Annotated in this window: 26 protein-coding genes; 14 read left to right on the top strand and 12 right to left on the bottom strand. The window is 62.4% G+C overall.

Annotated elements, in window-relative coordinates; genetic code table 11:
• The first annotated feature begins 170 nt into the window (after window positions 1-170).
• The 8 genes from ASG25_RS16120 (at window position 171) to ASG25_RS16085 (ending at window position 6,248) form a co-directional block, all read left to right on the top strand.
• On the top strand, window positions 171-431 hold the full coding sequence (locus tag ASG25_RS16120) for an accessory factor UbiK family protein (RefSeq protein WP_156379808.1): 261 nt from the start codon (window positions 171-173) through the stop codon (window positions 429-431).
• A 457-nt stretch (window positions 432-888) separates the two neighbouring features.
• Window positions 889-1,389 (top strand): YbjN domain-containing protein, encoded by a 501-nt coding sequence (locus ASG25_RS16115; protein WP_062476123.1) that lies wholly within the window; start codon window positions 889-891, stop codon window positions 1,387-1,389.
• A gap of 2 nt (window positions 1,390-1,391) precedes the next feature.
• Window positions 1,392-2,210 (top strand): pyrroline-5-carboxylate reductase, encoded by an 819-nt coding sequence (gene proC / locus ASG25_RS16110; protein WP_062476120.1) that lies wholly within the window; start codon window positions 1,392-1,394, stop codon window positions 2,208-2,210.
• Between the two features lie 62 nt (window positions 2,211-2,272).
• Window positions 2,273-2,614, top strand: a complete 342-nt coding sequence (locus ASG25_RS16105; RefSeq protein ID WP_062476117.1) for a tRNA-binding protein — start codon at window positions 2,273-2,275, stop codon at window positions 2,612-2,614.
• A gap of 332 nt (window positions 2,615-2,946) precedes the next feature.
• The gene (locus tag ASG25_RS16100) at window positions 2,947-3,237 is read left to right on the top strand and encodes a PilZ domain-containing protein (protein ID WP_082480276.1); all 291 of its coding nucleotides are present in this window, start codon (window positions 2,947-2,949) and stop codon (window positions 3,235-3,237) included.
• Window positions 3,234-3,812, top strand: coding sequence for a TadE/TadG family type IV pilus assembly protein (locus ASG25_RS16095; RefSeq protein ID WP_062476112.1), 579 nt, complete (start codon window positions 3,234-3,236; stop codon window positions 3,810-3,812). The genes ASG25_RS16100 and ASG25_RS16095 overlap by 4 nt, the downstream gene beginning before the upstream one ends.
• Before the next feature lie 38 nt (window positions 3,813-3,850).
• The gene (locus tag ASG25_RS16090) at window positions 3,851-4,216 is read left to right on the top strand and encodes a TadE/TadG family type IV pilus assembly protein (protein WP_162242202.1); all 366 of its coding nucleotides are present in this window, start codon (window positions 3,851-3,853) and stop codon (window positions 4,214-4,216) included.
• A gap of 52 nt (window positions 4,217-4,268) precedes the next feature.
• Complete coding sequence (locus tag ASG25_RS16085; protein ID WP_062476106.1) at window positions 4,269-6,248, top strand: flp pilus-assembly TadE/G-like family protein; 1,980 nt, start codon at window positions 4,269-4,271, stop codon at window positions 6,246-6,248.
• An 88-nt stretch (window positions 6,249-6,336) separates the two neighbouring features.
• On the opposite strand, the gene ASG25_RS16080 is transcribed toward ASG25_RS16085, so the two are convergent.
• From ASG25_RS16080 to ASG25_RS16070, 3 genes are all read right to left on the bottom strand, one after another.
• The gene (locus tag ASG25_RS16080; RefSeq protein ID WP_062476103.1) at window positions 6,337-7,710 is read right to left on the bottom strand and encodes an ATP-binding protein; all 1,374 of its coding nucleotides are present in this window, start codon (window positions 7,708-7,710) and stop codon (window positions 6,337-6,339) included.
• Between the two features lie 144 nt (window positions 7,711-7,854).
• A complete protein-coding gene (locus tag ASG25_RS16075) occupies window positions 7,855-8,556 on the bottom strand; it encodes a response regulator transcription factor (protein ID WP_062476100.1) in 702 nt (233 codons plus the stop codon).
• Between the two features lie 112 nt (window positions 8,557-8,668).
• Window positions 8,669-9,118, bottom strand: coding sequence for a MarR family transcriptional regulator (locus ASG25_RS16070; RefSeq protein WP_062477040.1), 450 nt, complete (start codon window positions 9,116-9,118; stop codon window positions 8,669-8,671).
• Window positions 9,119-9,444: 326 nt separating this feature from the next.
• Here ASG25_RS16070 and ASG25_RS22825 point away from each other — a divergent pair, with 326 nt between their 5' ends.
• Window positions 9,445-9,621 carry a hypothetical protein gene (locus ASG25_RS22825; protein ID WP_156379784.1) on the top strand — a complete coding sequence of 59 codons (177 nt, stop codon included), beginning with the start codon at window positions 9,445-9,447 and terminating at the stop codon, window positions 9,619-9,621.
• Between the two features lie 231 nt (window positions 9,622-9,852).
• Window positions 9,853-10,494, top strand: coding sequence for an MBL fold metallo-hydrolase (locus tag ASG25_RS16065; RefSeq protein ID WP_062476096.1), 642 nt, complete (start codon window positions 9,853-9,855; stop codon window positions 10,492-10,494).
• Between the two features lie 84 nt (window positions 10,495-10,578).
• On the opposite strand, the gene ASG25_RS16060 is transcribed toward ASG25_RS16065, so the two are convergent.
• The 5 genes from ASG25_RS16060 to ASG25_RS16040 all read right to left on the bottom strand — a co-directional run bounded on the left by ASG25_RS16060 (window position 10,579) and on the right by ASG25_RS16040 (window position 13,958).
• Window positions 10,579-11,001 carry a BA14K family protein gene (locus ASG25_RS16060; protein WP_062476093.1) on the bottom strand — a complete coding sequence of 141 codons (423 nt, stop codon included), beginning with the start codon at window positions 10,999-11,001 and terminating at the stop codon, window positions 10,579-10,581.
• Between the two features lie 593 nt (window positions 11,002-11,594).
• Window positions 11,595-11,810 (bottom strand): cold-shock protein, encoded by a 216-nt coding sequence (locus tag ASG25_RS16055; protein ID WP_062476090.1) that lies wholly within the window; start codon window positions 11,808-11,810, stop codon window positions 11,595-11,597.
• A 483-nt stretch (window positions 11,811-12,293) separates the two neighbouring features.
• Window positions 12,294-13,196 (bottom strand): DMT family transporter, encoded by a 903-nt coding sequence (locus ASG25_RS16050; protein WP_062477037.1) that lies wholly within the window; start codon window positions 13,194-13,196, stop codon window positions 12,294-12,296.
• Between the two features lie 79 nt (window positions 13,197-13,275).
• Entirely contained in the window at window positions 13,276-13,464 is a 189-nt protein-coding gene (locus ASG25_RS16045) for a hypothetical protein (RefSeq protein WP_062476086.1), read from the bottom strand.
• A gap of 5 nt (window positions 13,465-13,469) precedes the next feature.
• Window positions 13,470-13,958: a hypothetical protein gene (locus ASG25_RS16040; protein WP_156379783.1), complete on the bottom strand. Its 489-nt coding sequence runs from the start codon at window positions 13,956-13,958 to the stop codon at window positions 13,470-13,472.
• A 405-nt stretch (window positions 13,959-14,363) separates the two neighbouring features.
• On the opposite strand from ASG25_RS16040, the gene ASG25_RS16035 reads away from it, so the two are divergent.
• Both ASG25_RS16035 and ASG25_RS16030 read left to right on the top strand, forming a co-directional pair.
• Window positions 14,364-15,566, top strand: a complete 1,203-nt coding sequence (locus ASG25_RS16035; protein ID WP_062476080.1) for a pyridoxal phosphate-dependent aminotransferase — start codon at window positions 14,364-14,366, stop codon at window positions 15,564-15,566.
• A 19-nt stretch (window positions 15,567-15,585) separates the two neighbouring features.
• On the top strand, window positions 15,586-16,740 hold the full coding sequence (locus ASG25_RS16030) for an MFS transporter (RefSeq protein ID WP_062476076.1): 1,155 nt from the start codon (window positions 15,586-15,588) through the stop codon (window positions 16,738-16,740).
• Window positions 16,741-16,832: 92 nt separating this feature from the next.
• Here the strand turns inward: ASG25_RS16030 and ASG25_RS16025 are convergent, their stop codons facing one another.
• From ASG25_RS16025 to trxB, 4 genes are all read right to left on the bottom strand, one after another.
• Entirely contained in the window at window positions 16,833-17,960 is a 1,128-nt protein-coding gene (locus ASG25_RS16025) for an alkene reductase (protein ID WP_062476070.1), read from the bottom strand.
• 38 nt (window positions 17,961-17,998) lie between these two features.
• Window positions 17,999-18,292, bottom strand: coding sequence for a metalloregulator ArsR/SmtB family transcription factor (locus ASG25_RS16020; RefSeq protein ID WP_062476066.1), 294 nt, complete (start codon window positions 18,290-18,292; stop codon window positions 17,999-18,001).
• Window positions 18,293-18,973: 681 nt separating this feature from the next.
• Window positions 18,974-19,870 carry a LysR family transcriptional regulator VtlR gene (locus ASG25_RS16015; RefSeq protein ID WP_062476063.1) on the bottom strand — a complete coding sequence of 299 codons (897 nt, stop codon included), beginning with the start codon at window positions 19,868-19,870 and terminating at the stop codon, window positions 18,974-18,976.
• Window positions 19,871-19,981: 111 nt separating this feature from the next.
• Window positions 19,982-20,956, bottom strand: coding sequence for a thioredoxin-disulfide reductase (gene trxB, locus ASG25_RS16010; protein ID WP_062476060.1), 975 nt, complete (start codon window positions 20,954-20,956; stop codon window positions 19,982-19,984).
• A gap of 364 nt (window positions 20,957-21,320) precedes the next feature.
• On the opposite strand from trxB, the gene ASG25_RS16005 reads away from it, so the two are divergent.
• Complete coding sequence (locus tag ASG25_RS16005; RefSeq protein ID WP_244479429.1) at window positions 21,321-22,163, top strand: glycosyltransferase family 2 protein; 843 nt, start codon at window positions 21,321-21,323, stop codon at window positions 22,161-22,163.
• Between the two features lie 9 nt (window positions 22,164-22,172).
• The gene (locus ASG25_RS16000) at window positions 22,173-23,195 is read left to right on the top strand and encodes a glycosyltransferase (RefSeq protein ID WP_062476054.1); all 1,023 of its coding nucleotides are present in this window, start codon (window positions 22,173-22,175) and stop codon (window positions 23,193-23,195) included.
• Window positions 23,196-23,444: the final 249 nt, after the last annotated feature.

The following is a 23,444-nucleotide window of genomic DNA, read 5'->3' as shown; positions in this document are numbered from 1 at the left end:
GGCCGCATCCGCTGCCCCGAACCATGGCGGGCGGCATGCATGGGGTCAAGCGACGGCGGAGCGGCAAGCCTCATGATTCACTGGTTTTTCCTTGCAACCGGGTCTCGCCTCTCCTACCTCCATGTCATGGGCGCCGTGCGGCGCTTCAACCGCGATCCCGGAGGGACATGATGACGACGACAGGTGGAAGCCGCATCCTCGACGATCTTGCCAAGCTGATGACGGATGCAGCCGGTGCGGCACAGGGCGTGCGACGCGAGGCGGAGACAATGTTCCGGACGCAGGGCGAGCGCATCCTCAACACGATGGATGTGGTCAAGCGCGAAGAGTTCGACGTGGTGCGGGAGATGGCGCTCCGGGCCCGCGAAGAGAACGATGCACTGCTGGCGCGTGTTGCGCTGCTCGAGGCACGGCTCGCCGAAAAAGACTGATCGACCCGGCGCGTTTCCGGAACGAACACGGCAAAGCGGGGAGGACTTCCCCGCTTTTTTTGTCTGTCCGGTCGCCCCGCTGCCGCAGGAACCGTTCTTCGGCCGGAAGAGGGGTCGACACGCGCCGAAATCGAGAAAAAAATCGGCCCTGTGGACATCCCTAAAAAACGCAATCCGCTGAATCCTTTACTGACTCAGGCTGAATCAGTTTCCAAAGCTCTATCCACAGCTGCGATGCCTTTTTTGGGTGGTCGGGGCTGGTCTGCAGACTCCGGCGTTATACACTGATTTTACAAGATGATTCGAAACGGGTCACACGAGATACGGGCAGGGTCATCGGTTCGGCTTCGTCGTGCGTTCGTCGATCATTCCATGTTGTTTCCGGTGTTGTCGGGCCTGCGGGGCTTCGCGTGAAGACGCGACGGCGCATGCCGCGCTGGAACTTTGAAGGTGAAGCATGAGCCTCGTAGAACTGGAACTGCAGCGTCAATCCAATCCGGTCGACATGATCGAGTTCGTCGCGGCCAACAACGACTGGAGCTTCGAGCGCTCTGGCGAAGATGAAATCGCGATGACGGTCGAAGGCAAGTGGTCCGACTATCATGTCTCCTTCTCCTGGATGGAGGAGTTCGAAGCGCTCCATCTCGCCTGCGCCTTCGACATCAAGGTTCCCGAGAGCCGCGTCAACGAGGTCATTCGGCTTCTCTCCCATATCAATGGTCAGGTGCTGATGGGGCATTTCGATCTGTGGCGGCAGGAAGACGTCGTGATCTTCCGTCAGTCGCTGCTGCTGTCCGGCGGCGCCGAGCCGACAAACCGGCAGGTCGAGGTTCTCCTGTCGAGTGCGCTTGACGCTTGCGAAAGCTATTTCCAGGCCTTCCAGTTCGTGGTCTGGTCTGGCGTCGATGCGGAGCGTGCGGTCGAGGCCGTGATGTTCGAAACGGTCGGAGAGGCCTGACGATGGCGGCGAGCGGCGTGGGCCCGATCGTCCTTGTCGGGGCCGGCAACATGGGCGGCGCTATGCTGTCCGGCTGGCTGAAAAGCGGCATTTCGGGTGCCGACCTTCTGGTGCTTGACCCGGGTCCTGCGCCCGCGATGGCCTCCCTGATTGCCGGACATGGCGCGCGTCACGCGACTGCCGCACCGGAGGGCGTCACGGCCTCCGTCCTGTTTCTGGCCGTCAAGCCGCAGGTGATGGAAGCGGTGCTTCCCGCGCTGTCCGGTCTCGTCGGGCCGCAGACGGTCGTCGTTTCGGTCGCCGCCGGCAAGACGCTCGGCTTCCTCCAGTCCCATCTCGGCACAGCCGCCATGGTACGGGCCATGCCGAACACCCCGGCCATGATCGGTCGCGGCATTACCGGCGCCTTTGCCAATGGGCAGGTCGACAGCGAGCAGCGTGCCCGCGTCAACGATCTTCTAAAGGTTTCCGGCCCCGTCGAATGGGTCGACAGCGAAGCGGATATCGATGCTGTGACCGCACTTTCGGGCAGTGGGCCTGCCTATGTTTTCTATCTCGTCGAATGCATGGCGGAAGCCGGTCGCAAGGCCGGGCTTCGGGCGGACCTTGCCATGCGTCTCGCACGGGAAACCGTCGCGGGGGCTGGAGAATTGCTTCACCAGTCCCCCGATGACGCCTCCAGGCTACGCCAGAACGTCACCTCGCCGGGAGGCACCACGGCCGCAGCCCTTGCCGTCCTGATGGCCGACGATGGCCTGCAGCCGCTTCTGACCGCTGCCGTCGCCGCGGCGCGGCAACGCGCCGAAGACCTGGCGAATTAAAAAAGACCTTGGCCCGGCTGGAAGGCCAGGCCAGCCAGATTGTCTCAAACGGGCAAACTCCGATGACCGATACCATCAGTTACGCTGACTTCGAACGGGTCGATATCCGCACAGGCACGATCGTCGAGGCATCGGCTTTTCCGCAGGCACGCAAACCTGCGATCAAGCTCGTCATCGATTTCGGTCCCGAGATCGGACGGAGGACATCCTCCGCACAGATCACCGTCCACTACGATCTCGAGACCCTCGTCGGTCGACAGGTTCTCGGCGTCGTGAACTTTCCGCCCCGGCAGATCGGCCCGTTCCGGTCCGAAGTCCTGACATTGGGTTTCGAGGACGCGGATGGCGCCATCGTTCTCGCCGCAGCGGACAAGCCGGTGCCGAATGGCCGAAAACTTCTTTAGCGCGCGCCGCTGATGACAATGAGGCATGTCTCTGTAGGATAAGCGACGTCGTTCGAGCGGACGCGGCGCGTCGTGCCTTGTTGATCGTGGCTGCGAAAAACCCTGATCGTCGGCACGCGAAGGGTCGTCTCGACAGGCACGCCACTCCCCCAGCCATAATCTTAGTAAAATCTAATTTTGATATTTTCTATTTAGGTGTTCCTTAAATAGTTCGCGATAGCATTTCTGCACAACCGGTTACACCACGCTGTCCCCTTCCCATGGACGATCGTGCGACCGGCGCCTGGCAGGAATGAAGGTCTTCCTGCTCCTGTTCCTTTTGGGAGTTTTGGATGACAGAGCTTCGTCGTCAACCGCGCATGAAAACCTACAAGTTCGGCCGTGTCATCTTCAACGACGGGCGATCGACCGTTGACTGCATCTTGAGAAACATCTCGGATCACGGTGCGAAACTGTCGTTCAACGTGGTGCCGGCGATCCCGGATCGCTTTCGCCTGACATTCTCGGACGGCACGACGCGGTCATGCAGCGTGGCCTGGCGGAAGTCGCTCGACGTCGGCGTGTCGTTCATGTCTGTTGAGGACGCTCCGGTTACGGCGCCGCACACTGGCGAAACCCCGTGAAACCGTGTCGTTCGGCGGGAGGCCTGCGGCTCCGGTCGCCGCGCTTCCGCGCGGATCCGGCCCCGGTCGGGCGGCTGGTGCGCGACAGCTCGGGCGTTGCGGCCGTCGAGTTCGCGATCGTTGCGCCCGTTTTCCTCCTGCTCATGGTGGGACTCGTCGACCTCGGCCTTGCCTACCATGCGAAACTGAAGGTCAACGCGGCGATTTCGGCTGCCTCCTATTATGCCTTCCAGACGGGGCAGGCACTCACCGCGGCGTCGGCTGGAGCCTACACGACGCATGTGGCAGACGTTGCGAGCAGCCTTCTGGCCGATCTTGGCAGCGATCTCGCGGTTCACGTGGTCGTCAATGACGACCCCTCGGGCGCGAAGGCATCGACCACATTCTGCGTGGCGGGCTATCCCCCCATCTTTACCGCGGCCGGTGCGACGAGCAGCAGCTGTGGCGGCAATCTCACCTCCGGCAAGTTCGTCTCGATCGGCGTCAGCGGAACCATCACCCCGATCTTCCTGTCCGCAAATCTGTTCGGCGGTTTCCTTGCGATCGCCGACGCGTCGCTGGTTCGGGTCCAATGAGGCGCGGCTTCATTGTGCGGCGGGATGGCGCGACGGCCGTGGAATTCGCCCTGATCGCACCGGTGTTTTTCGCCATGATCTTCGGCACGATTGCTCTCGGCGTCGCCATCTGGTTCACAGCGGTGCTCAATGACGTCGCGTCCGAGTCCGCGCGCTGCATCGCCGTGCACGCGTCCACCTGCAACACGCCCCCGGCCGGGTGCCCCGCCGACGCGGAAACATGCTTCGTCATCAGCCTTGCCGATGACAGGGGACTGGTCGGGTTGTCGCCGGGAGACGTTCTCATCGACCGGCAGTCCACGGCGGGAGCCGCCGTGATGACGAACGTCTCCCTGACCTTCAGCGTCGATCTCCTCGGCTATGCCTTCACGCTTCACGGCCGTGCGGCCTATCCGAACAGTTGACGATCTCGAGGGGACGGACATGCACGTGGACGAGCGGCGCGGGGCGAGGGCCATGAAGACCTTCCGGCGGAACGACGAGGGGTCGGTTGCGGTTCTCTCGGGGTTCACGATCCTCGTGTTCCTGATGATCTGCGCCCTGGTGCTCGAGAGCTCCCAGCTCTATGTCGAGAAGCTGCGGGCGCAACGTGCCGCCGATATTGCAAACCTCGCCGCTGTCAACACCAAAACGCCGATCGTCGGCGGCGCGCCGAGCGCCATGGCGGAGGCAACCGCGCGACAGATGGCGGTCGTCAATGGATATCCGGCGGGCGAGGTTCGGACGGCGGTGACGACAGGTTCGAGCGGGACGCCCGAACTGACCAGTCGCATCGCGCACGAGAGTCCGCTCATCTTCGGGCAGGTTCTCACGGCAGACCCGTTCGTCCTGATCGGGGGATCGTCGTCCGCGCAAGTTTCGACAGCCGGGGGCGACTGCCTGAGGTCCACGTTCGGACCCGTCAAGATCTTCGACAGTGCCCGTGTGAAGGGAACCGATTGTCAGGTCGCGTCGGCAGGGGCGTTCGCCGTTTGTATGAACGCGGTTGCAGAGGTGCGCTCCGTCGAGGTCGCTCTCCCGAAAGCGTGGCAGGCGATGTACATCTGTCCGGGCGTAACGCTGACGCCACCGCTGGCGAGCTTCAGCTTCGACACGCCCAGCGTCGATCCGCTGGCGGAGGATGACCGCATCGTGGCGATCCGCAAGCGGCTTGCCGGCATGACGAGGTGGGCATACGGAACGCAGATCCCGGAACGACCGCTCCATCCGGAGACATCGGGCGGCAGCGACGAGGTCTATACACGTCAGACGGTGACGCTTCCGTCGTCGCGCGCCTATCGCAGATTGTCCATTTCCGATTCGGACGTGACGTTCCCCGGCACGGGTTCTGCTGACCCCGGCTGCCTGAAGCCTACGATCATCAGCGGTAACATGGTCTTTTCGGGCGTCAATCGCGTGCATCTCGGATCGGGCTGCTACGCCATCGGCGGCGTCATGAGCAACGAGGACGGCGCCGACACGCGTTTCGATCTGCTTCCCGGCGCGGACGTCACCCTTGCGTCGAAGAGTTACCTCCAGAACAAGGCAGCGACCCTGCACTTTGCGGACATGAAGGTTTCGTTTGAGGGCGATGTCGTCAACGGCGACAAGGGAAGCTTGACCTTCGGCAACGGACCCTTCCTGTTTGGCGGCGGCATCGTGAACGGGACCGGCAAGCTGACGTTCGGCAGCGGTCCCTTCTACGTCAACGGCGGCTCGATCATAAACAGTTCGGGGACGCTCTCCTTCGGCAACGGAAAGTTCTACCTCTGGGGCGGGTCGATGGCGAACGCCGGCACGGGCACGCTGTCGTTCGGCGATGGCGGCTTCATCTTCTTCGGCGGCACGGTCACCAATGTCGCGGGGATGTTGCGGTTCGGAGACGGACCTTTCGAGTTCTGGGGCGGATCTCTGGCGCTGGGCGAGCGCTCGCATACCGTCTTCGGAGCGGGCAATATGAACTTCTACGGAGGAACGGCCTATTTCCACGGCGCGAGCACACAGATCGGCGGAACGACCCGTCGCGACGGGAAGGTCGGCTCCAGTTCGCTGTTCTTCTATGGCGGTTCGTTCTCGATGCAGACGCAGAGCCTGACGGCCGTCGGGACAACATTCGCGTTTTACGGGGGCAGCGTCGGTCTGCGGGGGATCGGTGCCATGCACATGACGGCGCCGACGGCCGATGCTCCCACCTTCGGCTATAAGAACGTCTTGTTCTTTCTCGATGGCGGCACGCTCAACCTCTACCAGGGGGATGTCGACGATGTTCTTTCCGGCATCATTTACGTGCCTCGATCCTTCATCGAGATCTACGGCAGCCAGACCGTGACGATGCCGAGTGATGGCTGCCTTCAGCTGGCGGGTGCCGCTATCGACATCTTCCAGAAGGCGTCTCTCGACATGCGTCCCTGTGCGAGCAAGGGAGAATCCGGCGTCAGGGCGACGTTGACGCGCTAAAGCGCGTCGCGCTTCAAGGTCTTGTTTTGTTGCATGTCGTTTCCCGAAATCGCTGCGCACGTTCGGGCGACCTGCATGAGCGCGGGTTTCATGCGGGAACGCGGGCGATGGCTCTGAGGCCTCCGAGCGGGCTGTCGGAGAGCGTCACGTTGCCGCCATGGCTTCGGGCGATGTCGCGGGCGATGGCGAGGCCGAGCCCCGTCCCCGTGCTGTCGAGATTGCGCGCTTCGTCCAGCCGGAAGAACGGCTTGAAGACATCCTCGCGGGATCGCTCCGGAATGCCCGGACCGTTGTCGTCGATGGTGATCGACAGCCATCGCTGCCCGTGTCTTGCCTCGATATGGATCGTGTCGGCATAGCGGTAGGCGTTGGAAGCGAGATTGAGAATGAGGCGCGTGAAGGCGTTGGGACGCACGCGGACCTCGTCGTCGCCTTCGACCAGCGTGGTCAGCGTCTTGCCGTGCAGTTCGGCTTCGGCCGACAGGCGCGTCATGACATCCGTCAGCTTCAGCGTGCCGACATCCTCTTCCGCCTCGCCGCGCACGAAGGCGAGGTATCCCTCGAGCATGCTCTGCATGTCCTCGACGTCCTGGTTGAGCGGCTGGAGATCGGGATTGTCGCCGGCGATGGCCAGTTGCAGCTTGAAGCGCGTGAGAATGGTGCGCAGGTCGTGGCTGACGCCCGACAGCATCGTGGTTCGCTGCTCGATCTGCCGCTCGATCCGTTCGCGCATCTGGATGAAGGCAAGGCCGGCCCGGCGAACCTCCTCGGCGCCGCGGGGCGAGAAATCATCGATCTTCTGGCCCTTGCCGAAGCTCTCGGCTGCACGGGCGAGATGCAGGATGGGTCGGATCTGGCCGCGCAGGAACAGGATGGCGATGAGGAGAAGCACCAGCGACGCGCCGACCATCCAGACAATGAAGATATGCGTGTTGGAGGCATAGGCGGCGTTGCGACGCATGGTGACGCGAAGAATCCGGGCACCATCGAGCTTGATCCGGACGTAGACCTCGTCCTCGCTGCTCGAGGTGTCGAGCCAGAAGGGCAGCTTGGTTTCCTGACGGATTTCGTCGGACAGAATGCGGTTGAGAATGTCGAAATAGGGCTGGCGGACCGGCATCGGCAATTCGCCCCCGTTTTCCACCGATATGGTGAGACCGAGCTGGCGTCGGGCGATCGTCTCGATGGCCGGATAGGATGTGGGCGGCATCGTGTTGATCAGGTCGATGACCGCCGCAATATCCGAGGTCACGGCCGCAGACAGACGCTGGGTGACGAGCTGCCAGTGGCGTTCCATGAAGACGAAGGCGACCACGGACTGCAGCAGCACCATGGGAATGATGACGATCAGCAGCGAGCGGGCATAGAGCCCCATGGGCAGGTGCCGACGGAGCCAGCGCGCCAGCGAACTGCGCGGCTTCTCACCGCGCTCCGTCTTGGTCTGGCGGATGGCCTCGATCATCAGTGTCCTTTCGGTCGCCGGGAACGGCGGCATCTGTGCAGGCGCAGCCCAACGCTGCCTTCGGCGGCCCGTCGGCGCGCGCTGAGTTCTTGTTTTGATGCATGTCGTTTCTCGAAACCGCTGGAAACTTTCAGGCGACATGCATTAGTCGATGGCGAGCTTATAACCGATCCCGCGAACGGTCTGCAGCCAGACGGGGTTGGAGGGATCATCCTCGATCTTTCGGCGCAGGCGGTTGATCTGGACGTCGATCGTGCGTTCTCCGACCTCGGTATCGTCGCTGACCAGCTCGTGGCGCGGTATGGTCTCTCCGGCGCGCTGGGAGAACAGCATCATGATCTCCTGTTCGCGATCCGTCAGGCGGATATGGTCGGCGCCGCGACGCAGCTCGCGGCGGACGACGGAGAAGGTGAAGGGCCCGAAAATGACCTGCTCTACCTTTGGCGCCTGCACCGGCATGTTGCGCCGCAGGATGTTGTTGATGCGCAGCACGAGCTCGCGCGGATCGAAGGGTTTTGGCAGGTAGTCGTCGGCACCCGCTTCCAGACCTTCGACCCGGGCATTCGTTTCGGCCAAAGCCGTGAGCATGATGATCGGCACGGATTTCAGGCGGCGCAAACTCTGGGTCAGCGAAATTCCGGTCTCGCCCGGCATCATGACATCGACGATGAGAAGGTCGTAATCAATGCCGGTCAGACGGCGGCGCGCCTCGTCCGCATCGGCTGCTGTCGTCACGCGGAACCCCTGTTCGACCAGATAGCGATTGAGGAGGTCGCGAATGCGCCGGTCGTCGTCGACGATCAGGAGATGCGGCGCATCGTCGGGGAGAGAGAAGGGTTTCGTCATCGTGGTCGATCCCTGATGTCGTTCCGGTCACCCCGGTTCAAGGAGAGGTGGCCGTTGTCGTGTCTCGAATGTCGTCCGGACCGGTTCCGATCCGGTCTCGCTCCCGATGACGCTAGACCGGTCCGGTCTTCATGCCGGCGAGGAACTGGCGGACGGTGTCGCGTCCTTCGGGCCCGAGCTTTGCCAAAGCATCGGCGATGCGCTTCGACTGTGGCTGCGCCAAGGCCTTGGCCAGCGCTTTGCCGTTCTGCGTCGTGTAGAGCATGCGCTGGCGCCGATCTTCCGGGCCGGCAACCTGATGGATGTAGCCGCCGTCGATCAGCTGCTTGAGGACGCGGGCCAGGCTCTGCTTGGTGATCTTCAGGGTTTCCAGCAGGTCGGCCACGGTCATTCCGGGTTCACGGTCAACGAAGTGGAGAACCCGATGATGCGCCCGCCCGAAACCGCGCTTTTCCAGGATGACGTCGGGATCGGAGGTGAAGTCCCGATACGCGAAGAAGAAGAGCTCGATCAGTTCGTAATCGAGCCCGGCGCGCTCGGAAGAGGTCGGCTTCGCGCTGATATCGCCGGCCGAGGCTTTCGCCTGTGCAGGCGACACCTTGTCCGCGGGGAGATCTCGTTCAGCCAAGGGGGTCTGTTCTGCCAATGCCTATGTCCTGCGGATCTCGTGTCCCTGGGTTGCGTATCGTCCTGCCGTCCTGGGCCATCGCACGCATATACCTGCCTCTTTCTACCGTTTGCGGCAGCGCGCGACCAGCAGGAAAGCGCGTTTGTTGCGGGTTTGCAACAGCCCGTTTTGGCCGCGGCGAAATAGGCCCGCGTCAGGGGCTCCCGGCGGAACCTTTCCCGGAGAAACGCATTCCGGGCTCAGATACAAGGACCCGTACCATGCAGACCGACACACTCTCTCCCGTTTCCTCGACCGCCGAACAGCTCCGCCCGGTCGTGATCACCGTGGTGCTTGCGAAGGTTGCGGTCTTCGCCCTGTTGATGACGACGCTCAACTACCCTGTGCTTCCGAGCCTGAGCGCCGGCGACGCACTGGAAATGGCCGCAGTCCGTTAATCACCCCCGCGCGACAAGGCGTCGGCACACGACGCTTTTCCCTCTCGTCCGTGCTTCGCCAGCGCGCGACGCTGTTCCGGCGGACGTCGGCGAAATCCCCGCCGCCGGATCGGCGGTTTCCCTCGGCGGGCGTTCCGCCTATACCGGCATCACGTCGCACGCTCCGTCGAGCGCTGCGTCAGATGTAGGTTTCGCCCGCTCCTGGCAGAGCGGTCGCAGATGAGGGTCCCCATGCTTCAGGCAGGCATCATTCCGGTCACGCATTTTCAGCAGAACTGCACCATCCTTTTCGACAGCGAAACCAAGGAAGGCGTCGTCGTCGATCCGGGCGGAGACGTCGATGTCATTCTGCAGACGGTGCGGGAGAACGGTATCGCGCTTCAGGCGATCTGGCTTACCCATGGGCATATCGACCATGCCGGTGGCGCCAAGGAGCTGAAAGAAGCGACCGGTCTTACGATTGTCGGCCCGCACGAAGACGATCGCCCGCTTCTCGAGAAGCTCGAAGCGCAGGCCGAGCGCTTCGGCCTGACCATGAAGGTTGAAAACGTTCTGCCGGATCGCTGGCTGGTGGATGGGGACACAGTCTCGTTCGGCAGCCATGTCTTCGACGTCCTGCACTGTCCCGGTCACGCGCCCGGCCATGTCGTCTACGTCAACCAGACCCAGCGGTTTGCCCATGTCGGCGACGTTCTGTTTCACGGATCCATCGGCCGAACGGACCTGCCGGGCGGCAATCACGAGCAACTGCTTCATTCCATCCGGACGAAGATCCTGCCGCTCGGCGACGATTTCGGATTTATCTGCGGTCACGGCCCGGGCGGGCAGATCGGCGAGGAACGCCGGACGAACCCGTATCTGCGCGGTCTCTGACTCAGAGACCCGATCCTCTGGCAAAGAAAAAGGCCACGCTTCGCGAGAAGCGTGGCCTTTTTCTTGTACGGCGACCGTGGTTGGTCAGCCGGCGTTGCAGAAGTAGGAGCGGCCGTCATAGCCAATGAAGGTGCCCGTGCGCGAATCGAACGAACGGTAGCGGTTCGAGCAGTAGCGGTACCAGGACGGCGACCAGGGCTCGAGCGAACCGTAATTGTTGACGACGACCGGACGCGGGCGACGATAAACCGGTGCCGGTTCGTAGTATTCGTCCGCAGGCGGGTCGATATAGACGCGCTCTTCACTGCGGTAACGCGGCTGGCTGGCAATGGCGCCACCGACGATCAGCCCTGTCGCGAGGCCAACGGCGCCAAGAGCGAGACCGTCATTGTCCCGATGGTGATGACGGCGATACCGCCAATCGTCCGCATGCGCCGGCGTCATGCTCGGCAGCACTGCAGACAAGGAGGCGATGGTAAGAACTGCAGCTTTGACCAAGGTCTTCATAGCGTTGATCCTGTCTCCCGGGGCGAAACGGCTCGCCCCTTACGATGAACCCACATTAGGTGAGTTAAACTGAATGCAGGGTGAACGGTACGTTTTCGTGGCGACAGCGGCCGAGATGGCGTCCTTTTTGTCAGACAGGGGTGACATACCGCAGGCGAAGGGGGAGGTGACGGTTCTGCGATGCAGACGACGTCCGACCGTCGCCACGCCGGATCTGCAGATGTGCAAGGCGCACGTCGCCGATACCGCACCTTCGCTTTACGTGCTTGTTTTGATGCATGTCGTTTCCCGAAACCGCTGCACATTTACGGGCGACATGCATTCGGGGACGCTTCCTCTAAAAGCCCGGCGCCACCGTCCCGTCCGTCAACCGCGAAGGGCGTGTCATCGCCGGCGGACGCCCGGCATGCAGGCCGTGCGGAACAACAGGCCGACGCCACGACAGGCCGGGATAACACGCCGCTTGCCGCATACCGCGCACGTCGGCAAGCTGTCGCTCGACCGCACGCCACGCCTTATCCCGGTAGAGCGCAGCAACGAAAACCCGGCGCGGACGCCAGGTTTCCGCTCTGTCGTCGGAGGGGTTGCTGTGGTCAGCCCGAGACGTTCAGGTTGACGGCCTTGGGGCCCTTGCCACGGCGGTCCGGCTCTGTGTCGTAGCTGACCTTCTGGTTTTCGGTCAGTCCGTTGAGACCGGAGGCCTGGACAGCGGAGATGTGGACGAAGATGTCCGCGCCGCCATTATCGGGCTTGATGAAGCCAAAGCCCTTGTCAGTGTTGAAGAATTTTACAATGCCGGTTTCGGCCATGCGTCAGGTCCTTTTTCCTCTGCCCGGATGCGGCGAGCAGCATTACGACTGTGCCCAAGTGGGCGATTTGCAGGCATGTCTCGACTGTGAGGAAAGGTCCTGTCATTCATGTCCCGTGCCGGATCTACCGCCCCGACACGGACCACCCGGAGAATTCTTGCGTCTCCAGTGCGCACTTATTCTTAAGGTCTTCCCGTGTTCGCAGATTGCCCGAACACAGTAAACTTGATGCGTTTGTTTTCAATTGGCAAGCGAAAGTTTATTGAAAGAAGTCAGGCGGTTGCGTTTGTCTAATTTCAACGCACCTGCCGATAATCCTCGCTTTTACCTCCGAGATTGCAAGCTATTGAAACTATTTTAGTTTGAGAACGGCGTGGTGAAAATTTAGGCTGAGAACGACATTCGATGTCGTGATCGCGGGTGTGCAGCATCGGCATCCGGATCGTGCGGCAGGAGCGGGAAAAGCCGTAAGACTAGGCTAACCTACTGATGCGACAGTGTTCTCTCCGCCCGCTTGCGGCCAAGCTCAGGCACGATCTCGACCATCAACATGGCGGCAAAAATGATGAGTCCGCCGAGATAGCCGATGGGTGCGATGGTTTCGCCCAGAAGCAACACGCCGAAGAATGCTGCAAACAATGCTTCACTCGAAAGGAAGATCGCCGCCTGCGGCGCCGTGGTGTAGCGCTGTCCCACCACCTGCAGGGTAAAGGCGACCCCGCTCGAGAAGATGCCGGAATAGAGAAGCTCCGGTATCGTTGCCTTGATGGCATCGAACGACAGCGGCTCCAGCACCAGCGCCAACCCGCCGGCGAGAACGGCGCATGTCGCGAACTGCACCAGGGAGAGGGCGAAAGGCCGGCCGCTGGAGTGCGCGAAGACGGTGATGAGAATGACCTGGACCGCGCAGAAGAGCGCGGCGAGGAGGGTGAGGAGATCGCCGCGTGTCAGCTGCGACAGCGCGCCGCCCGAAAGCAGGAAAATGCCGAGAAACGACAGGCCGGCTGCCGGCCAGATGATCCAGTGCGGCCGCCGGCGCAGGAAGAGAACCGTGAGAATGGGAACGAGCACGACATAGAGGCCGGTGAGGAAACCGGAATTGGCAACGGTGGTCGTCATGATGCCAATTTGCTGCGCGAGGACGGCGAGGCACAGGGAAAGGCCGATGGCAACGAACCCGCGCAGGTCGCGGGCGGCCAGCGGAACGGGCGCCTTCTGACGCTCCCGCACCGCGAAGGGGGCGAGCACGAGGGCGGCAATCGTAAAGCGCAGGCACGTGAACCAGAGAGGGCCGATGGTTTCCATGGCGGTGGACTGCGCCACAAAGCCGGCGCCCCAGATAGCACCAGCGAGAAGAAGAATAAGATTGGCCTGAATGCGTGTCACCCGCTGCTCCTCCACGGCTTGGTAGCGTTTCGGCTAGCAGCCAGAGGGGGGCATGACAAGATCGTCAGTCGCGCGAGACTTACAGTGCTGCGACGAAAACCGCGTTGGGGCCGGCGACGATGCGGCTCTGCAGGAAGAGGCCTTTGCCGACCAGCATCATGCCGGCGAGCGCGACGATGACGATGGCGGCAACCACGATGGTCTCCAACGCGTTGAGCCCCGTGAAGAGGCCGAGGCGGTTCTGTTTGCGGTCGGGTTCGGACGCCATGGCGATCACGCTTCCCACGACAGGCCGCGGACCTGCCAGCGCCACAGGCCGAAACTGACCGTCGCCATCGCCGCACCGGCCAGCAGCATCAGCCCGATCGCGATGTGCCGTTCCGCCGGCAAAATGCGGCCGGGGAGGGCGAAGGCGCCGAGGCTGGCGAGCTGACGAGCAGACAGGATCGCACCCGTCGACATCTGGTCCGGCGCGCCGAGCGGTGCATTGTCGAGCCATAGCATCGGGCTGTTGGCTGCCGAGCCCGTTGCCTCGATCAAGGCCGGCGGCTTGCCGAGCGGAAACAGGGCATCGTCCGTCTGTTCCAGCGCGAGCCCCGTCTGCTCGAGCGAGACGCCTGTCGGCCCGCTCATTTCGACCGCCCCACGGGCCGTCGCGCTTCCGGCCATCGCACTGCCGGCCGAAACGAGGATGGCCGCGATCGTCAGGCCGAAACCCGCGCGACGCAGGAACGACAGGGGAGGTGGTGCGGATACGGACATGACGAACCTCGAGGGCAGGCGGCGGAAGGGCGTGAGCGGATAGAATGTAAAAAGCGCTCCGATATCGGCCTCATCTCGACCGAATTGCGGCATGCTCCGGCAAATGTCATGGCAAAAACAAGGCGTTTGGATAACGCGGAAATAACTGTTTTCATTAAGGAAAAATAAACCGGTGCCGCAGGCTCCGCGCAAGCTTTCGTGGTGGCGAAAACGCGCGCCGGCGCCGTGATTCGCAGGCCACTGCCGATCCATCGGCGTGCGAGATGGAATCCATCAAACCTCGTCATGCCAGCCGGTCTTGCGGCCTTTCCGCTTGAATTGACCGGCCATATTCGACATACAGCTAGCGCTCCGGGCCGTTTTCCTGCCGAGCATCCTTGTCGTAACCATCAGGACCGTCCCATCATGGCCTTTCTCACCGACGCTCTTTCCCGTGTGAAGCCCTCCGCCACCATCGCCGTCTCGCAAAAGGCGCGCGAACTGAAGGCCAAGGGCCGGGACGTCATCGGGCTTGGTGCCGGTGAGCCGGATTTCGATACGCCCGACAACATCAAAAAGGCCGCCATCGACGCGATCAACCGTGGCGAGACGAAATACACGCCCGTCTCCGGCATTCCGGAACTGCGCGAAGCGATCGCCAAGAAGTTCAAGCGCGAAAACAATCTCGATTACACCGCGGCGCAGACGATCGTCGGCACGGGCGGCAAGCAGATCCTGTTCAATGCCTTCATGGCCACGATGAACCCGGGCGACGAGGTTGTCATTCCCGCGCCCTACTGGGTGTCCTATCCGGAAATGGTTTCGATCTGCGGCGGGACGCCGGTCTTCGTCGAGGCGACGCAGGCCAACAATTTCAAGCTGACGGCGGACGATCTCGACAAGGCGATCACGGCGAAGACGAAGTGGTTCATCTTCAACTCGCCGTCGAACCCGTCCGGTGCCGCCTATTCGCATGACGAGCTGAAGGCGCTGACGGACGTCCTCCTGAAGCACCCGCATGTCTGGGTTCTGACGGACGATATGTACGAACATCTGACCTATGGCGACTTCAAGTTTGCGACACCTGTCGAAGTCGAGCCCAAGCTCTACGAGCGCACGCTGACGATGAACGGCGTGTCCAAGGCCTATGCAATGACGGGATGGCGCATCGGGTATGCAGCCGGTCCGCTGCCGCTCATCAAGGCCATGGACATGATCCAGGGCCAGCAGACGTCCGGCGCGTGCTCGATTGCCCAGTGGGCCGCCGTCGAGGCCCTCAACGGGACGCAGGACTTCATCCCGGAAAACAAGAAGATCTTCGAAGGTCGTCGCGATCTGGTCGTGTCGATGCTCAACCAGGCAACCGGCATCGAGTGCCCGTCGCCGGAGGGCGCGTTCTATGTCTACCCGTCGTGCAAGGGGCTGATCGGCAAGACGGCCCCGTCGGGCAAGGTGATCGAGACGGACGAGGACTTCGTGTCTGAGCTTCTCGAGTCCGAGGGCGTCGCGGTGGTCCACGGGTCGGCGTTCGGTCTCGGTCCCAACTTCCGCATCTCCTATGCGACGTCGGAAACGCTGCTCGAGGAAGCCTGCAAGCGCATCCAGCGCTTCTGCGCCGCCTGCAAGTAACGATAAAGAGGCGCATTTCTTGACGCTATCCGGTCATCACAGGATCTACATCTGCTTTTTCCTGTTTGCCGTGGCGTTGGGCGCGTTGCTTGCGCGCATGCCCGACCTGCAGGTTGCCCTGCAGGTCGACAAGTCCGAACTCGGCCTGACGCTCATCGGCATGGCGATCGGTGCGTTGATTTCGCTAACGGTATCATCGCCGCTGATCGAGCGGCTCGGACCCAAGGTCACAGCCTATGTCACCGTGATCGGCACGGCCACATGCTACGCGCTCGTGCCGTGGATGCCTGGGGCTGCCGGTGTCTTTGCCGTCCTGCTCGTGGCGGGCATGCTGGCGGGCGCGCTGGAAATCAATCTCAACGTCGAACTCGGGCGCATCGAAGCTGCCACCGGCCGCAGCGTGATGAACCGGGCGCATGGCTGCTGGAGCGCCGGCTTCTTCGTCACGGCCCTCGCGGCCTCGTTCATCCGCCAGTCCGGCATGACCATGGAAGCGCATCTCGGCGTCGTCCTGCTGCTGGTCATCGTCCTTGCCTGGGTCGCGATCCGTGGGCTCGAGGCCGCGCCGATCGATGCCGGGCATCTGCCGGAGGAAAAGGCGCCTGCTTTCGCCTTCCCGACCGTGGGGCTGCTGCCGCTCTGCCTCATCGGTATCGCCGCGTTCCTGGTCGAAGGTGCGGGCATCGACTGGTCGGCGATCTACATGCGGGACGTGTTCCAGTCCGAGCCTTTCGTCGGCGGGTTGGGCCTGACGCTTTTCACCTTCTTCATGGCCCTGGTGCGTCTGGTGGCCGACCCGATCGTCGAGCGTTTCGGCAGTCGCGCGGTCGCTGCCGCGCTCCTTGTGCTGTCGATCATCGGCATCCTCGCCGTCGGCCTGTCGCCGCATCCTGTCGTGGCGTTGGTCGGCTTTGCCCTGATGGGCGCCGGCTGCAGCGCCGTCTATCCGCTCGCCGTTTCCGCCGCTGCCCAGCGGCGTGACCGCGCACCGCATGTCAACGTCGCCTCGCTCGGGCAGGTGACCTTCATCATCTTCTTTTTTGCGCCGCCGCTCCTCGGCTTCGTCGCCGAGCATGCCGGAATCCGCGCCTCGTACTTCCTCTGCCTGCCGCTGGTCATGGGGGCGCTGTTCTGCGTGCCGGCTCTGAAAGGCGTCGCCACGCGCGCTGCCTGAGACGGCGCATCCCACCGCTCGCCGCCGCAACGCAAAAGGCCTGCATCGCTGCAGGCCTTTCGTATTTTCGACGATGGCGATAGGCGCGGCGCTTATTCCGCTGCCTGCTGCGTCAGCACCGGGTAATCCGTGTAGCCCTCGGCACCGCCGCCATACAGCGTGTCGCCATCCAGCGCGTTCAACGGGGCATCCTGTTTCAGGCGCTCGACGAGATCCGGGTTCGCGATGAACGGCTTGCCGAAGGCGACGAGATCGACACGGCCGCTTTCGACCGACTCGATTGCCAGCTTGCGGTCATAGCCATTGTTGGCCATCCAGGCCGCCTTGCCGCCAGCAGCTTCGTAGCGCGCACGGAGGGCTGCAAAATCGAACGGCGTGTCGCCCTGCTGGAAGTCGCGATCACCGCCCGTTGCGCCCTCGATCACGTGGATATAGGCCAGCGCGTGCTTGGCGAGACCCTCGACGACATGGTCGAAGAGCGGCTGGGGCTCGGGATCGAAGGCATCATTTGCCGGCGTGACCGGGGACAGGCGGATGCCCGTGCGGCCGGCACCGATCTCGGCAACGATCGCGTCGGTGACTTCGAAGAGGAAGCGCGTGCGATTCTCGATCGAGCCGCCATATTGGTCGGTGCGTGTGTTGGTGCCGGAGCGCAGGAACTGGTCGACGAGGTAGCCGTTCGCAGCGTGGATCTCGACGCCATCGAAGCCTGCATCCATGGCTGCGCGGGCCGCCTTGCGGAAATCCTGGACAATGCCGGCGATTTCGGACGTTTCGAGCGCACGCGGCTCTGACGTCGGGACGAACTCGCCCGTGCCGTCGGGATGGCGGATATAGGTCTTCGACTGTGCCGTGATCGCCGATGCCGACACAGGCTTGCCTTCGCCCGGCTGCAGCGATGTGTGGGAGATACGGCCGACATGCCACAGCTGCACGACGATCTTGCCGCCGGCGGCGTGGACGGCGCTCGTCACCTTCTTCCAGCCTTCCAGCGCTTCAGCCGTGTAGAGGCCGGGCACGTCGGCATAACCCTGGCCCTGATGGGTGATCGCCGTGGCTTCGGTGATGATGAGGCCGGCGGTGGCGCGCTGTTCATAATAGGTGACGTTTAGCGTGTTCGGCACTGCGCCCGGCGAGCGATTGCGCGTCAGCGGCGCCATGACGATGCGATTGGCAAGCGCGATATCGCCGGCGGTTGTGGGTTCGAAGAGAGACGTCATGGAATGTCCTTTCCAGTCGGGTCGGGGGAGGGTGAGGTTCAGAGAGCCGTGCCGATTGCGGCAAGGAACGCCTGAATGGTGTCTTCGTTACGCTTGTAGAAAATCCACTGGCCGACACGTCGGGTGGTCACCAGGTCTGCGCGCTGAAGAATGGCGAGATGCGCCGATATCGTGGATTGCGACAGTCCGACCGTTTCGAACTGGCTGGCACAGACGCCCATCTCGACAGGATGGGCCTGCGACGAGAAGTGGGCGTCGGGATCCTTGAGCTTGGTCAGGATCTCGACCCGCTTGGGATGCGCCAGTGCCTTGAGAATTTCGTTCAGGTCCATGCTGTCCGTCGCAATGCTACGATCTTTAAATCGGCTCACATCGATACATGGATCGTCGATTAACGATTTACAAGACGGGCGGGCGGGAAAGATTAGCGGACCGCAAAAAAAAGGACCTGCGGCAAAACCGAGGTCCTTGAGATGTGAAGGTCATGAAACCTCCAGAGGGGAACAGCTGATGCGGTGATACTGGGAGGGATTAGACCACCGGTGCAACAGCTCAAACGGATATGGGAAAGCATTGTGACGAAATCAACGCTCGCCCAGCGATTTCGTTGAATTTTTGCGAAGCGCAGGTGCAGCGCAGGAGATGGTCGCGACCGGCTTGTCCGCCGCAGTCCAAAATCCGGGCAAAAAAAGAGGGCCGCAAGTAAACTTGGGCCCTTTAAAATTATGAAGGTTATTCAACCTCCAGAGGGGAACAGCTGCTGCGGTGGCACTGGGAGGAAAATCGCCACCAAGATGCATCAGCTGTGGTTGATATGATCGTTTCTTAGGCGGCCAGCAATCCATATAACTGCACGGCAGCCATGCGATCCCTGCACCTCTGGCTAATTTTCAGGCAAAATTCTCTTTTCGCTTCAACGAGCTTCGAGGGTCCTTTGAAGAAAATCAGCCTTAACAACAGATTGAGGAGAGGCTAGCCACTGGCTGAAATTTCGGCACGGCCTTGGTGCCGGTCTAGAAGTTCCAGTTTCGTGCCTTGGAGACAATGAAGTCCCGGAAGACCTTCAGCTTGGCTGCGTTTTTCAGCTCGTCGGGATAGCAGAAATAGGTATCGAACGAGGGTATGTCGGCGCCGATGGGCAGCTGGATGAGGCCGGGATCGCGGCCGACGATATAGTCGGGCATCATCGCGATACCGATCCCAAGCAGGCAGGCGCGCTTGATCGAGGTCTGGCTGTTGATCTGGAGATGCGAATTGCGCGGATTGTCGCTGTCGCGCCCGGCGATCGCAAGCCAGTTGACGTCGAGCAGATAGTTGGGGGCGGGCTCGCCGAAGGTGATGATGCGGTGGTTGTCGAGATCCTCGATCGACTGCGGCTCGCCGTGCTTGTTGATATAGGACGGCGCTGCGTAGAGGTGCATGTGCACGGTAAACAGTTTGCGCTGGATGAGGTCCGATTGCTGCGGCTGGCGGAGCCGGATGGCGCAATCGGCGTGGCGCATGTTCACGTCGAGCTCCTCGTTGTCGAGGATCAGCTGTACCGACATGTCGGGATAGAGCGCCAGAAACTCCTGCACCTTGTCGGTCAGCCAGCCCTGGCCAAGGCCGACGGTGGTGGTGATGCGCAGCTTGCCGGAGGGCTTGTCGGTCGTCTCCGTAAGGAGAACCTTGACGCTTTCCAGCTTCATCAGCACTTCGTGCGCCGTGCGATAGAGAATTTCACCCTGTTCCGTCAGGATCAGGCCGCGGGCATGTCGATGGAAGAGCTTGATGCCGACGTCCTGCTCGAGCGACGACACCTGGCGGCTGATGGCGGACTGCGACAGATGAAGCTTCTCGGCCGCATGGGTGAAAGAACCTGCCTCCGCCGCAGCATGGAAGATGCGCAGTTTATCCCAGTCAAGCGGCATTCGGTCCCCCACTCAACGCCCTCGGGCGAAAGCCGTATTGCTTCCTCCGTCCGGCGCTTCTTCGTTCCCAGAGGGCACCATCGTCGATGATGCCACTTTCTCTCGCAGCGTCTACTCGGCTGCAATTGCGACGGGCATATGGCCCGCCAGAAACTTCTCGGCTTCCAGGGCGGCCATGCAGCCCATTCCGGCGGCGGTGATCGCCTGCCGATAGACATCGTCGGTCACGTCGCCGGCGGCGTAGACCCCTTCGACGTCCGTCGCCGTCGAGTCCGGCGCGGTCCAGAGATACCCATTCGGCTTCAGGCGCAGCTTGCCCTTGAAGAGCTCGGTTGCCGGCGCGTGGCCGATGGCAACGAAGACGCCGTCGATCGGCATGTCCGAGATCTCGCCGGTGCGCGTGTTGCGCAGCGATACGCCGGTGACGGAGGCCGGCATCGGCGGCTTGGGTGGCGTTCCCGTATAGGCGGCGATCTCGTGATCCCAGACGATCTTGACGTTGGCCTTGGCAAACAGGCGTTCCTGCAGGATACGCTCGGCCCGGAAGTGATCGCGGCGGTGGATGACCGTGACCGTCCTTGCGAGGTTCGACAGATAGAGCGCTTCCTCGACGGCCGAATTGCCGCCTCCGACGACGATGACATCTTTGTTGCGATAGAAGAACCCATCGCAGGTCGCGCAGGCCGACACGCCGAAGCCCTTGAAGGTCTCCTCCGTCTCGATGCCCAGCCACTTCGCCTTGGCGCCGGTGGCGATAACGAGCGTATCCGCCGTCCAGACCGTGCCGCTATCGGTCGTGAGGCGGAACGGGCGGACCGACACGTCCACCGAGGTCACGAGATCGTTGACGATCTCGGTCCCGACATGCACGGCCTGCTTCAACATCTGCTCCATGAGCCAGGGTCCCTGGATCGGATCGCCGAAGCCCGGATAGTTCTCGACATCCGTGGTGATCATCAACTGGCCGCCTTGCTCCATGCCGGCGATGAGAACCGGGTTGAGCATGGCGCGTGCCGCATAGATGGCAGCGGTATAGCCGGCCGGGCCGGAGCCGATGATGAGAAGCTTGGTGTGGCGGGCGGTCATGGCGTTTCCTTGGGCGCGACGGGAGCCTCGGTTTTCAGGCCCAGTGCGCAAAACGGGCGAGGTGGATAAGGGCAGGAGTGCTCAGTGTAGGGATGAGGGTCAAGCGGTTTCAAGTGCGCAGAACAGGATTACCACATTTGATTGACGGCGGAACGGCCTTTTGCGCGGCTTGGCGACCGTCCGCACGCCCGGTTCGCCGAGAAATGGCGACAATCATGCAGCCGAGCCGCATCTCTCTCCACTCCCATCTCCCACCATAGAATTAAACATTAGTAATTTAGGTGATTTTCTTTTAGCGTGACATCTTGGTCGACGTCGATGCTGCGGTGCGCACGCGACAGCGAGAAAAGCCCATGGTCGAGACATGATGCACAGCCGAATAGATCCCGCAAGAACGACGTCGCCCCTGGCGCTCTCCGTCTTCATCATCTGCAAGAATGAGGAGGCTTATCTCAGCAACTGCATCGAGAGCCTTGCCGGATGCGCCGAGATCGTCATCGTGGATTCCGGCTCGACCGACGGGACCGTGCCGCTCATCCGCCGCTATATCGCCGCAGGCTGGCCGATCCGGTTTTTCGAGGAAGCGTGGCGGGGCTATGCCGGGCAGAAACAGTTCGCGCTCGATCAATGCACGCAGGCCTGGTGCCTGAACGTGGATTCCGACGAGCGGCTGGATGGTCCGCTGCGAGATGCCTTGCCGCGACTGATGGCCGTCGGGGCCGACGTGGTCGGCTGGAAGATCGCGCGGCGTCCTTATCTCATCGGCTACGGATACACCCCCCTGCATGTCCGCGAGCGCAAGAATCTCAGACTCGTGCGACGGGGCGCAGGGGCCTATGACCTGAGCCAGGCGGTCCACGAAGGCATCGTGACCCACGGGATCGTGCGCAAGGCATCGACGGGAAGCCTGCTGCACTACCGGCCGCTGCGGATGGACGAGCAGATCCTGAAGGAGAACCACTATTCCACGCTGAAAGCGGACCAGGCCTACAATACCGGCCGACGCCCGAACGCCTGGAGCCTCGTGTTCTCGTCGCCGATCTACTTTCTCCGGCTCTACTTCCTGACAGGTCTCTGGCGGTGCGGCACGTCCGGCTTCATCGAGGCGATGACCGGCGCGGTCTACGCCTTCCTCACCCAGTCGAAGCTTCACCAGCGGCACGCGCTGCGCTACCGCGCCAATGACGACGATTCGCAGAGCAGGTAAGTCCGAGACATGAAAGTTTTTCACCTCCACTTCGGCAAGGATGGCGGCGCCGAGAAATTCTTCGTGCATCTTGTCCGGGCCCTTGCACACCAAGGGGTCGAACAGACGGCCGTCATCCGCAGGTCCCGCGCGTGGCGCCCTCAGATCGAGCCCTATGCGCGCATCATCGAGAGCAATTTCCGCAATCTTTCCCTCGACAGACTGACCTTGCCCATCCGGATCCGAAACCTGGCCGAGCGCGAGAGGCCGGACGCCATCATGTCCTGGGTGATGCGCGCCGGACGGCTGACGCCGCGCTACAGGCATGGACTGACGGTCTCGCGCCTGGGCGACTACCCTTCGCATCTCGACTACTTCAAGACGACGGAGATGCTCGTCTGCAATACGCCGGATATTGCCGATCATGTGCGTCGGATCGGCTGGACACGCGGCGTCGAGGTCATCTCGAACTTTACCCAGACCGACCTCGTGCCGTCGGTGCCGCGCAAGACGGTCGATACACCCGACAACGCGCCTGTCGTGATGACCATGGGGCGCTTCGTCAAGCGCAAGGGTTTCGACACGCTGATCGAAGCGGTGGCGAAGCTTCCCGGTGTCTTTCTCTGGATCGCAGGCGACGGTGCCGAGCGCGCGGCTCTCGAGACGCTCGTCCGGGAGCGGGACATGGAGGGGCGCACCCGTTTCCTCGGCTGGCAGGCGGATACGCGTCCTTTCGTTGCGGCGGCGGATGTCTTCGTCATGCCGTCGACCCACGAGCCGCTGGGCAACGTCATCCTCGAAGCCTGGGCGCAGAAGCGGCCCGTGGTGACCTCCCGGGCGGAGGGACCGTCCTGGTTCGTCAAGGAAGGCGAGAACGGCCTGTTTGCGGATATCGGCAATGCGGACCAGTTTGCCGGCGCGATTTCCCGCATCCTTTCCGATCCCGTTCTGGCCGGCGCCCTCAGCGAGGGCGGTCATGCAACGCTGATGCGGCAGTTTTCCGAAGAGGCGACGGCCGCCGCCTACATCGACCTCTTCCGTCGTCGTCCTTAGATGCAAGGCAAGCGAGGCTCTTGGCGCCCGGGATCGCGTGGCCTCGACGGCCGTCTTTTCTGCCGGCCAAAAGCATGCCCGTTAAACCTCTTGCTCCCGGCTTTGCGATGATGCAGAAACCGAATGGGTCGTCGTGCATGACTGTCTCAGGTCGAGCGGGCCCGGGCGTGTCGTGCGTGTCAGCCAGAACCGCTGCCTCCCCCAAGCGCGCCAGAGATGCTGCCGCGTTGTCGAGGCGAACAAGAGGTG

Origin of the sequence: Rhizobium sp. Leaf384 (assembly GCF_001424065.1) — a bacterium.
Lineage (GTDB): Bacteria > Pseudomonadota > Alphaproteobacteria > Rhizobiales > Rhizobiaceae > Ferranicluibacter.
Note: the sequence above shows the minus strand (reverse complement) of the source record. Positions and strands in the feature narration are given on the sequence as shown.

Bases quoted from the DNA above. Each gene is read 5' to 3' on its own strand.
- ASG25_RS16100 (WP_082480276.1), top strand. From the start codon at position 2,947: ATGACAGAGCTTCGTCGTCAACCGCGCATGAAAACCTACAAGTTCGGC.
- ASG25_RS16075 (WP_062476100.1), bottom strand. From the start codon at position 8,556: ATGACGAAACCCTTCTCTCTCCCCGACGATGCGCCGCATCTCCTGATC.
- ASG25_RS16020 (WP_062476066.1), bottom strand. From the start codon at position 18,292: ATGGACCTGAACGAAATTCTCAAGGCACTGGCGCATCCCAAGCGGGTC.
- ASG25_RS16080 (WP_062476103.1), bottom strand. From the start codon at position 7,710: ATGATCGAGGCCATCCGCCAGACCAAGACGGAGCGCGGTGAGAAGCCG.
- ASG25_RS16000 (WP_062476054.1), top strand. From the start codon at position 22,173: ATGAAAGTTTTTCACCTCCACTTCGGCAAGGATGGCGGCGCCGAGAAA.
- ASG25_RS16005 (WP_244479429.1), top strand. From the start codon at position 21,321: ATGATGCACAGCCGAATAGATCCCGCAAGAACGACGTCGCCCCTGGCG.
- ASG25_RS16035 (WP_062476080.1), top strand. From the start codon at position 14,364: ATGGCCTTTCTCACCGACGCTCTTTCCCGTGTGAAGCCCTCCGCCACC.
- trxB (WP_062476060.1), bottom strand. From the start codon at position 20,956: ATGACCGCCCGCCACACCAAGCTTCTCATCATCGGCTCCGGCCCGGCC.
- ASG25_RS16105 (WP_062476117.1), top strand. From the start codon at position 2,273: ATGACCGATACCATCAGTTACGCTGACTTCGAACGGGTCGATATCCGC.
- ASG25_RS16120 (WP_156379808.1), top strand. From the start codon at position 171: ATGACGACGACAGGTGGAAGCCGCATCCTCGACGATCTTGCCAAGCTG.
- ASG25_RS22825 (WP_156379784.1), top strand. From the start codon at position 9,445: ATGCAGACCGACACACTCTCTCCCGTTTCCTCGACCGCCGAACAGCTC.
- ASG25_RS16025 (WP_062476070.1), bottom strand. From the start codon at position 17,960: ATGACGTCTCTCTTCGAACCCACAACCGCCGGCGATATCGCGCTTGCC.
- ASG25_RS16015 (WP_062476063.1), bottom strand. From the start codon at position 19,870: ATGCCGCTTGACTGGGATAAACTGCGCATCTTCCATGCTGCGGCGGAG.
- ASG25_RS16040 (WP_156379783.1), bottom strand. From the start codon at position 13,958: ATGTCCGTATCCGCACCACCTCCCCTGTCGTTCCTGCGTCGCGCGGGT.
- ASG25_RS16055 (WP_062476090.1), bottom strand. From the start codon at position 11,810: ATGGCCGAAACCGGCATTGTAAAATTCTTCAACACTGACAAGGGCTTT.
- ASG25_RS16065 (WP_062476096.1), top strand. From the start codon at position 9,853: ATGCTTCAGGCAGGCATCATTCCGGTCACGCATTTTCAGCAGAACTGC.
- ASG25_RS16085 (WP_062476106.1), top strand. From the start codon at position 4,269: ATGAAGACCTTCCGGCGGAACGACGAGGGGTCGGTTGCGGTTCTCTCG.
- ASG25_RS16045 (WP_062476086.1), bottom strand. From the start codon at position 13,464: ATGGCGTCCGAACCCGACCGCAAACAGAACCGCCTCGGCCTCTTCACG.
- ASG25_RS16060 (WP_062476093.1), bottom strand. From the start codon at position 11,001: ATGAAGACCTTGGTCAAAGCTGCAGTTCTTACCATCGCCTCCTTGTCT.
- ASG25_RS16115 (WP_062476123.1), top strand. From the start codon at position 889: ATGAGCCTCGTAGAACTGGAACTGCAGCGTCAATCCAATCCGGTCGAC.
- proC (WP_062476120.1), top strand. From the start codon at position 1,392: ATGGCGGCGAGCGGCGTGGGCCCGATCGTCCTTGTCGGGGCCGGCAAC.